Origin of the sequence: Anabaenopsis tanganyikae CS-531 (genome assembly GCF_029891675.1) — a bacterium.
Classification (GTDB): Bacteria; Cyanobacteriota; Cyanobacteriia; order Cyanobacteriales; family Nostocaceae; genus Anabaenopsis; species Anabaenopsis arnoldii.
Window position 1 is genome coordinate 1 of sequence record NZ_JANQDF010000002.1, and the last position, 10,482, is coordinate 10,482.

At 43.1% G+C, this 10,482-nt stretch carries 7 protein-coding genes and 1 pseudogene; 5 read left to right on the top strand and 3 right to left on the bottom strand.

Going from position 1 to position 10,482, the window contains the following annotated elements; translation table 11 throughout:
• Position 1: 1 nt before the first annotated feature.
• The 3 genes from NWP22_RS00120 to NWP22_RS00130 all read right to left on the bottom strand — a co-directional run bounded on the left by NWP22_RS00120 (position 2) and on the right by NWP22_RS00130 (position 4,989).
• Complete coding sequence (locus tag NWP22_RS00120) at positions 2-541, bottom strand: putative toxin-antitoxin system toxin component, PIN family (protein ID WP_280801380.1); 540 nt, start codon at positions 539-541, stop codon at positions 2-4.
• Between the two features lie 61 nt (positions 542-602).
• A complete protein-coding gene (locus NWP22_RS00125; RefSeq protein WP_280801381.1) occupies positions 603-4,238 on the bottom strand; it encodes an ATP-binding response regulator in 3,636 nt (1,211 codons plus the stop codon).
• Positions 4,239-4,833: 595 nt separating this feature from the next.
• Complete coding sequence (locus NWP22_RS00130) at positions 4,834-4,989, bottom strand: hypothetical protein (protein ID WP_271734780.1); 156 nt, start codon at positions 4,987-4,989, stop codon at positions 4,834-4,836.
• 566 nt (positions 4,990-5,555) lie between these two features.
• Here NWP22_RS00130 and NWP22_RS00135 point away from each other — a divergent pair.
• The 5 genes and pseudogenes from NWP22_RS00135 to NWP22_RS00155 all read left to right on the top strand — a co-directional run.
• Positions 5,556-5,918: pseudogene (locus NWP22_RS00135) on the top strand (KaiA family protein); the annotation flags it as partial.
• Positions 5,915-6,226 carry a circadian clock protein KaiB gene (gene kaiB / locus NWP22_RS00140; protein ID WP_271734779.1) on the top strand — a complete coding sequence of 104 codons (312 nt, stop codon included), beginning with the start codon at positions 5,915-5,917 and terminating at the stop codon, positions 6,224-6,226. The pseudogene NWP22_RS00135 and the gene kaiB, both read left to right, overlap by 4 nt.
• Positions 6,227-6,315: 89 nt before the next feature.
• On the top strand, positions 6,316-7,881 hold the full coding sequence (kaiC, locus tag NWP22_RS00145) for a circadian clock protein KaiC (RefSeq protein ID WP_271734778.1): 1,566 nt from the start codon (positions 6,316-6,318) through the stop codon (positions 7,879-7,881).
• A 98-nt stretch (positions 7,882-7,979) separates the two neighbouring features.
• The gene (locus NWP22_RS00150) at positions 7,980-10,127 is read left to right on the top strand and encodes a TolC family protein (RefSeq protein ID WP_271734776.1); all 2,148 of its coding nucleotides are present in this window, start codon (positions 7,980-7,982) and stop codon (positions 10,125-10,127) included.
• A 236-nt stretch (positions 10,128-10,363) separates the two neighbouring features.
• A partial coding sequence (locus tag NWP22_RS00155) for a helix-turn-helix domain-containing protein (protein WP_271734775.1) occupies positions 10,364-10,482 on the top strand: 119 nt, incomplete at its 3' end.

Consider the following 10,482-nt stretch of genomic DNA (forward strand, 5'->3'; position numbering starts at 1 on the left):
CTTACCGTATAAGGGAAATAATGTTGGTTATTGAAGAAAATGCCTGAATATTCCTTCTTAATCTCTGTTCCCTGTTCCCTGTTCCCTGTTCCCTCGAACCAGTTGTTAAATTAGCATAACAAGTACGGTAGAGCCAGAATTCTTTAGGAGTTAATACTCTAATGCCAAATTTCTCTGCTGCTTGTAAATCTTTTTGATTGTAAGTGATAATAAACTCGGCTTGGCATTCCATCGCTAAGTCTATTAAAAAATCATCGTCTGGGTCGCGTGCAATTGGTCGCCATAGATAAAAAATATTACATTGGTTAGATATGGCACAAAGGGCTTCTATAATATTATCAATATCTTGATTGTTTAGGGTTAACTGGTCTTTTTGTCTTTTAAGTATTTCTTCGTAATCGAAGATTAATGTGGTAGAAATATTTAATCGCCAGCGAGTATCGTTGAGTATGCTTAACAGCTTGTAGGATGCGCCACGACTAGAGCGTAAACCAGCTAGAAGTACGTTGGTATCTAGTATAATTTGATAAGGTATTGTCATTTTTTAGTTTTGTTGCATACTGTCTTGTGTCTGGTTTTTCGCTGTTTGTTTGTGATTATTATTAATGGTCTGCTTTTAAACCCAAGGCTTGATTAATTTCAGCCAATAAATCTTCCATGGATATGGAACGAGGCAAAATCTCAGGGGCGATGTGTTCTTTTTGAGATACTATCCCCACCACAAACTGTGCTAATTCACTCGTGAAGTTTTCGGCTGCAACCAAGCTCTTGCAAGGTTTTTCAGTTAGAGAATCAGTAGGCGTGTGACTGAATCGCTGGTCAATGATCAAAATTGGCGGCTTGAAAGGTAAGTCGGCTAATGCTTTTAACTCTTTTAGCACCTCTTGAGGAACAGAAGAATCTCCTAAGCAAATCAGCAGTAAGTCAACGCTTTGGTGGCGAATTTGTTGTATGACTTCTGCCCAGTAACGCCCCATTGAGGCTTTTAAACCAGCCGTTTGTAAGTACTGGATTAAAGCTTGAAACCACTCAGATCCCCGTATAGCTAAACCATGCAAGCTATGGTTACCCTGGTTATTGGGTGAATGTTTTGCGACTGTTTGATCACCCTGATCAGCGTCTGGCTGAACCCTCAGGCCATAGTCCAGCATGGTTAAATCTACCACCAGGATACTGGGTGGGCAGCAGATACCAGATGCAATTTGTAACACAGATAACAAGGGATCTGTGGTATAATCACCGTTTTCTTTTTCTTGGGACAATGATCTCAAGTAAGGAAACACCGACAAACCAGGTATCTGGGAAGCAGCTAGGGTAGTCGCCACATCACAAGTCACCAGTGGAATATTAGCCAGTATGGGATGTTGAGCTAACTCTTGTAGGTAAGTTTGTGCCAAGGCACCTTCGACATCCAGTAAAATGACATCAAACTGCCAAACCTGTGCCAAGAGTTCAGCTTGATCTAAATCATCTACTTCTATCACCCGATGTTCTCGCAGTGAAGGGTGGGGGTTAATTGATTCTAAATTCTGTTCTACCAACCTGAGAATTCTCAGTGGACTTGTGATCGGGGTGATTGGATGATTATTTAACTGTGAATTTCTCATTGCTGGTTGAGTACACAAGTTTTCTAACAGTGGTACTAAGGCCTCATGCTGAACTGGTAAGTTAAGGAAACCATCCGCCCCATGGGCAAATACTTGCTCTTTTTCCGCGCCAGTGGCTGTGACTATTACGGGAATATCCCTAATTGCAGCATCAGATTTCAATAGAGTCAGAACATCCCAACCTGACAGTAAGGGTAATAAGGGGTTTAAGAAGATCGCTTTCGGTTGCAAGCGGCGGGCTTTTTCTACTGCTTCTGTTCCTGAGCGAGCGATGACGACACGATAACCTAAAACTTTCAGCTTATCGGTCAAATCTTCGATATATCGAGCTACTGCTTCCACTACTAGCACTAACCGTTGTGAGCTGGCGGGTGGATGTTGGGTAGTTGTCGCCACGCGCTGGCGTGCTGAGATTTCTCTGCGCGACCCTGGGGAAACGGCGTGACCCCTCACTCCCAAGCTGCTCAATCCTTGTGTTTCAGGAGTTTTGATCTGGCTATGTTCTTTGATTCCTGTCTCTGCTTCACTCAAGCCTGTTGTGGGCGGACTAGGTGGGAGTAGTAGTGTAAATTGGCTACCTTTGCCTTCACGAGATAAGAAGCTCACGTCACCTCCGTGAAGACGAGCTAAAGCCCTGGTTAAAACCAGCCCCAGACCAGTACCTTCAAATTGGCGCGTCAGGGGATTTTCTAGTTGTTGGAATTTTTGGAAGATTAAATGTTGCTGATGTTCGGGAATGCCAATACCTGTATCCCAGATAGTAAAGGCAATCCAGCCTTCCCAACGACTGACGCGCAAACCAATTTCCCCGGAGTTTTCTGTGAACTTAAAGGCGTTGGAAAGTAGGTGTACTAACATCTGCCGCAAGCGCAATTCATCCGCTACTATCTCGTCTAAATCTGGTTCAATCGAGATGGCTAATTCAGGTATGGAATTGGCTGTTGGGGTGGCGGTAGCTTTGGTGGTTTGAGTGTGAATCGCTTTTGCTTCTGTGATGGCGCGATCGCACACTGCACGAATTTTCACCGGGACAAGGGCTAAATCCATCTGTCCGGTTTCCATGCGGGTCAAATCTAAAATGTCATTAACTACACTCATCAAATGTCGTCCGCTTTGATGAATCAGTCCTGCATAACGGGCTTGGCGCTCGTTGAGTTCACCCAACTGCTGATCTACCAGTAACCTTGATAGTCCTAAAACCGCAGTTAGGGGAGTCTTCAGTTCATGACTAATACAAGCTAAAAACTCATCTTTTAATCGATTTAATTGAATCAGGTCAGCATTTTTGGCTGCTAGTTCTTTATATATCTGCTGCTGTTCGGTGACATCAGTAGCTAATACTAAACATAGGTCATTACTTCCTTGAGTCTTGGGAGTAGCCTCAGTTTGCCTACAGTTCAATTCTGGCAGATTCAGTTCTTGGGAGAGAAGTTCTGATTTGTGACTATCTAAGGTAATTTTGGCAAACTGCCAAATTCGCTCGCTACCATTGTGCACTTCCACAACACAGGTGCAAGTACCCATCTGACTATCCAAAAAACAGTGATTGGATTTACTCTTTTTGGGGGTTGACTGCTTACTTTTATCTTCTTCTCTAGCAGATGCTCCGCGAACGCTATCGTGTAGGCTATGTCTGGGTGGTGGGGAATATCCCCCCTGTGGCAGAGGTTCATTCGCTGACATCAAGGTCTGTTCTGTTGAATGAGATTCCCTAGGATGATTATTCCCTTGAGAATAAAATCTGCTAGCTTTAGCGTATTCTGAAGCCGTTTTCCTCTCCTGGGAGGCTAGTATTGCTTCGACTTGTTCGCGAATCCCTTCGGGATCTTTCAATACTCCTAATTGCTCCCACCAAGCCGGATTTTGCGCTACTATTTCACCTGTTCGAGTTTGCAGCATTAACGGCCAAGGCAGTATTTCTAATAGCTGCACTAGTGATTTTTGTGCCGGTTGATATTGATTTCTCAGCCGCGATCTGGCTATGGCTTCTCCACGTAAGCAATCCCGCAGTGCTGGTAGCAATCGCGGCAGCCCAGCTTGGCATTCAGCGATTCTCCCAGTAGTTCGCCCCCGTGGTGACTTATCAGTTCGCCAGTGAGTTTTGCTGATCTTGTTGGAGGTGTTAGCATTATCTGGGGAACTGTTTTTAGGCGTTCTCTTCCCCGAAGGTGAGCAGTGGCTGCTACTAGAATCAAAAGCCAATTTTTCTTGAGTTAATGCTCTTAACACTCGTGAGCTATTCAGCAGCCCTAGAAATTTGCCTTCTTTATCAATCAGTGCCCAATCTAAGTTATTGTTGTTTCGGCTCCTTTGGTAACGCCAAAGCAGATCTAATTGCTCTACACAATAAGTTGCTGGTAATGTCTTGAGAGGCTCGATTATGGCTTGATCCCACCTTGACAATGGCTGCTGCAAGTCCAAAACTTGATTTCCACCCCATACTGCCAATAATTTTTGTGTTAAGCGGGCAGACTGCACCAATCCTAAGGGGTATTGTTGCTGATTTACTACTACCAAGCGATCGCACTGCTCTTGCTCAAAAATCTCCAGCACCATAGCCAGAGTACTTGTTTCTAAGCAGCTGGGTACGGTTGCGAGAAAGTCATAAAGCGGGTACTGTAACATTGACATAAGGAACCTTAGGGGTCATTCTTCTTTGTGTAAGCTTGCCGCTTCACCATCGGCACTTCGGCAAAAAGTATTAGAGCGGCAAAGCAATAATATTCAGAAGAATCATTTCACGGATTCTTTTTACAGCTTCAATGCCATTGAGACAAGGGGGAAAGCCGTTCGCCTGTACTCACGACGAGGTTGTTAAAAGACAAGACTTATGGGATTGACTCGTTGTCCTGGCCAATCTTAGTTTTCGGTGAATATCCTTGTCAGTTTCCTACTGGTGTTCAAACTCCTCTGCAATAGTGACAACTAAAACAATTATCAGGCCAAAGATTCGCTAATAAACCTTGAGGAATTATAATGATTTAGAATGTGAAGATACTTTGAGTTAATTTAAGTATCTATTACAGGGAGTCAGAACCCCCACCTCCAAGGCGGGGAGATAGATAAATGCCTCATCTCACCAGGGATTTAGTCTTTATTGACTGGCTTTCAGGGACAGTTTTCAAGACATACCTTGTAATGCTCCCGCCATTTCTCTGCTCCCTTATGCAAACTCTTAAACATCCTTACAGGGGTTGAGGAAGTCTAGTTTGCATAGTTAGTCATCTTAAACCGTTTTGGTCACTAACATTACCGGAGTAACAGGAGTTACAAGCATACAGGGAAATGCATCAGTACTACTTGTCTCACCGCCAAAGGGTAAAAGGGAATCAATTTCCCCAATATGTCCGCCCACGACCGCCAGATTCTGGTCTTTGTTCATAAATTTGCCGGCAACCACGACACGGAGATTATAGTAAAACTACTGTATCCATACATGAGGAAATATACATAAGTCTATGCTCAACTAATTCATGTATCTTGATGGAAAAACTACTAGGCTTCATCAATAAACTATGAAGCCCCAGCACTGACTACAGTGTATCTGGTGCAACAACCTGAGGTTGATATGATGTTGATATGAGTCCTTCTCTCAAAGAGAAATCGCCACTTGAATACACAACTAGACATCAACTTAGAAGTTTAGAGGTGTGATTCACATCTAACATAGATATTCCCAAGATTATATATCAGTATACGGATATATCAGTATATAGATGATATTACTACTCATATTGATTTTTCCACTGCCAAAAATTAGATCATCCGGCTCAACTACCCATTCAAGTCGAGTTGAGCAGGCAGATTAGGCCTTGGAACTATGACACCACAGACTAACTACTTCGCCCCCAGAGTAGAACTACTACCACTGTTAAAATCTACTACCTACTGAGGTGATGGTGAGAATATCTTAATAAAAATTTTACTAATAAACATTTTGATGTATTTCCATGTCAGAAGCACAAACCACAGCACTTCTTTCAGCAGATGACTCAAGTTGATCGGCAGGTATTGTTACAACAACTAAAATCAGATTACCGCCATATTCTTCTCAATTACTTCACCCCAGACAAAACTCTGAAAGAACAAATCGATAAATTTATCAATGCAGTATTTTGTGCTAATATTCCTGTGCCACAAATCCTTGAATTTCATATGGAATTAATTGAAGACTTTTCCACACAACTAAAGCTAGAAGGAAGGAGCGACGAAATATTACTTGATTATCGCCTAGCACTAATAGATATCCTCGCTCACCTGTGTGAACATTATAGATGTTCAATCTCTAAAGAGAGTAAATTTGTCAGATGAATCAATCCAAAAAAACCTATGTTCTCAAGCTTTATGTAGCTGGAAACACACCCAACTCAGTTCGAGCCTTAAAAATCCTTAAAAACATTTTAGAGCAAGAATTTCAAGGTGTATATGCCTTAAAAGTAATTGATGTCCTAAAGAACCCCCAGCTAGCCGAAGAAGATAAAATCTTAGCCACCCCAACATTATCTAAAATTTTACCTCCACCGGTGCGCAAAATCATTGGTGACTTATCAGACAGAGAAAGGGTATTGATTGGATTAGACTTACTTTATGAAGAACTGGGCGAAGAATATTGGGAATAATAAACAAGGGTTCATCATACAAATTTTCTAACAAATCACCAATTTTACTAATATAAAAAGCGGGTATAAAACCCATATCCTAGTAAGCAATGAGCGAAAAAGACCAAGCAACGCCAAACAACAACCCCTTGGTTGGGGTAGAAAAGATTCGCACGATGATAGAGGGCTTTGATGACATTAGCCACGGAGGTTTACCCGTTGGTAGAACTACTTTAGTTAGTGGTACATCTGGCACAGGTAAAACCTTATTATCACTGCAATTTCTCTATAACGGTATTACCCGATTTGATCAAGGGGGTGTATTTGTAACCTTTGAAGAATCCCCCGGTGACATTATTAAAAATGCGGAAATTTTCGGTTGGAATTTACAACAGCTAATTGACGAAGGTAAGTTATTTATTCTGGATGCTTCACCGGATCCCGAAGGTCAAGATATTGTAGGTAACTTTGACCTTTCAGCCCTGATTGAGCGTTTGCAATATGCAATTCGCAAATACAAAGCCCAAAGAGTATCAATTGACTCCATCACAGCCGTATTTCAGCAGTATGAAGCCATGGGAGTAGTGCGGCGAGAGATTTTCCGTCTTGTGGCCCGTCTCAAGCAACTACACGTCACAACTATAATTACTACTGAACGTAGTGAAGAATACGGTTCTGTTGCTTCATTTGGAGTAGAAGAATTTGTTTCCGACAATGTAGTAATTGTGCGTAACGTTTTAGAAGGAGAACGGCGGCGCCGCACAATTGAAATTCTCAAATTGCGTGGTACAACTCATATGAAAGGGGAATATCCCTTTACAATTACCAATGGAGGAATTAATATTTTTCCCTTGGGAGCCATGCGCTTAACCCAGCGCTCCTCTAATATCAGAGTATCCTCGGGAGTCGAAACCCTAGATAAAATGTGTGGGGGTGGTTTCTTTAAAGATTCTATTATTTTGGCAACGGGAGCCACCGGAACTGGTAAAACTTTATTGGTGAGTAAATTTTTGCAAGATGGCTGCATCAATGGTGAGCAGGCAATATTATTTGCTTATGAAGAATCGCGCGCCCAACTGTCTCGTAATGCTTACTCTTGGGGAATTGACTTTGAAGACTTAGAACGTCAAGGTTTACTGAAAATAATTTGTACTTATCCTGAATCAACTGGTTTAGAAGACCACTTGCAAATTATTAAATCAGAAATTGCTATGTTTAAGCCATCTCGCATTGCCATTGACTCCCTGTCAGCATTAGCCAGAGGAGTCAGCAATAATGCCTTTCGCCAGTTTGTCATTGGTGTGACTGGTTATGCGAAACAAGAAGAAATCACCGGTTTTTTTACCAACACAACTGACCAATTTCTGGGATCACATTCCATCACAGACTCCCATATTTCCACAATTACTGATACGATTTTGATGTTGCAGTACGTAGAGATTCGGGGTGAAATGTCACGGGCGATTAATGTGTTTAAAATGCGGGGTTCCTGGCACGATAAAGGTATCCGTGAGTACAATATTACTGCTGATGGTCCGGAAATTAAAGATTCTTTCCGTAACTACGAACGAATTATTAGTGGTGCGCCTACCCGGGTTAGTATCGATGAAAAGGCGGAACTATCTCGCATAGTGCAACGTTTTGACAACAAACCGAGTTCCGACTCCCCAATTTAGAGTCGTGGTAATCCATACTGAAATTAAGGATCGTGCTATATTCGGCTCATAAGACGGGTTTTCTGCCCCTAGTATTGATTTTCGTGTGAGGGGATGCGGTGAAAGGACAATATTTATTTTATAGTTTCTTACCTGGCGTCACAGCAGCAGTATTAACAACCCAAACTGCTTTGGCGACGACAGTGAGCGGTACACCAATTGTCTCTTCTGCAGGGGTCTTGACCTTTCCTGACAGTCAAACCTGGCTGGGAGACAATATTAATACCCAAATGCGTGATACTAATGCGGATGTTTTTCCAGATGTAGTACCAGAATCTGAGTTAACTAGACTGCAATTACAGTCTTCAAGTAGTAAGAATAATCCAGCCAGCTTGAGCAAAAAGACTGGGACACCTGTAGAACATCAGCCCTCTCAAAAAGATGAAGGTAAAGTCGGTGTCACACATGGGCAGAATTTTGCCCATTTTCAAAACCATCAACAACCAACTCAAGTCGGTACTTCAGGGAATAAATTAAATCAAACTGTTGTGGCGACTGTGGTCCCACCCAGAACTTCTACCCAGCCAGTCAGTTTTACCCTGTCGGCTTTACAGCAACCAACAGCGACCGGTAAACAACAGCAAACTCATTTATCGACAATTCTACCGACTGCGGTCACCGGCGCAAGAGCAACAAAATTAGTGGGGGTACATGGTTGTTCAGCTATTAGTGGCTGTCTCCCTCCCTCAAGAACTAGGAACTTGATAGCTGGGAGTTATTCATCTGCTAGCAACACCAACTCAGGATTGGTCAATACTGCGGGGATATTAACTTTTCCCTCACCAGGAACTGAGTATGTGGCACCTGTAACCACGGGGGAAAATATCACACCGGTGGAAAAGGTGGAATTTACCCCTACGAATAGCGTGGAAATTCCTGATTACCTAACTCCTAGTCCCAACCCTCTGCAATTTCCGACTAAACCAGAGGAAGTAAGACTGGAAACTAATCAGCCCATTACCTTGGCACAGGCCTTAGAACTAGCAAGGCGCAACAATCGAGATTTACAGGTGTCTCTACTGGAGCTAGAACGGGATCAAGCCGCCCTACGCCAGGAGCAAGCTGCTTTGTTGCCCAATCTGGGTCTTAGTGCTGATGTCAATCGCGGCCGGTCTGCTGACCAACAGCGGGCGATCAATCAAGCAGAGCAACAAACAGGTATACCTCAGCCAGGAGCGGAAACTATATCCTCTTTTAGAGGAGAAGCCCAACTGAGCTATGACCTGTTTACCTCTGGGAGACGGCAAGCTACCATTAAACAGGCCGAAGAGCGGTTAAAGTTCAGTGAGTTGGCTGTAGAACGCCAATCGGAAGAAATTCGCTTGAATGTGGCTACGGAATACTACAATTTGCAACAAGCAGATGAACGAGTACGCATCGCCCAATCTGCTGTGGAAAATTCCCAGGCCAGTTTACGAGATGCACAAGCTTTAGAAAGGGCTGGGGTGGGTACACGATTTGATGTTTTGCAATCCCAAGTTAACCTGGCTAACTCCCAGCAAGAACTGACTAATGCTCGCTCCCAGCAAGAAATTGCTCGTCGGATTCTCGCGACTCGCCTGAGTGTGCCACAATCGATAAATCTGAGTGCGGCTGATCCTGTGCAATTGGCTGGTCTGTGGAACCGAGACTTAGAAACTAGCATTGTGTTAGCGTTTCAAAATCGCCCAGAACTTCAACAGCAATTGGCACAACGTAACATCAGTGAACAACAGCAGCGAGAAGCACTTGCATCCCTAGGTCCTCAAGTGCGCTTCATTGCTAGTTATAACCTGCTAGATCAATTCGATGATGGTGTTAGCCTTACTGATGGTTACTCTGTGGGAGTTAGGGCTAGTTTGAATTTGTACGATGGTGGAGCCGCCAAAGCTAGCGCTGCTCAAGCAAAAACTAATGTGGCGATCGCAGAAACTCAATTTAGTGAACAGCGCAACCAAATCCGCTTCCAGGTTGAACAAGCTTTTTCTACCCAGCGAGCTAGTTTAGAAAATGTCCAAACTGCTAATGCTGCTTTAGAACAGGCTAGAGAGGCTCTGCGTTTGGCTCGGTTGCGATTCCAAGCCGGTGTAGGTACTCAAACTGATGTGATTAACTCCGAAAACGACTTAACAAGAGCTGAAGGTAATCGAATTACAGCTATTTTAGATTACAATCGCGCCTTGGCTCAGTTACAACGAGCAGTTACCAGCAGGGCTTTAGCTGAGTAAATTCAATAAAAAACCTGTGGGATATTGCTTTTTTGCCCCCTGAATAAATCTGGGGGCTGTTCCTCCGCTATCATTGACCCGCAATAGTAGCAAATTCCTAAGTGGCCATGGTGACAACATCAAAAGGTTTAGTAGCTAGTTCCTGTTTTCTTAACTAATACTAAGAAATACTCACATTTACTCAAAACTTCCTGTCATCTTTTCGCTTTGTGAGAAAATTGCAGTAAAATTACTGTATGCTACTAGGATTCAAAACTCAACTCAAAGTTAACAAGCAACAACGACTACTACTGGCGCAACACGCAGGAGTAGCCAGACACGCTTGGAATCAAGGTTTAGCACTTTGTCAACAGGT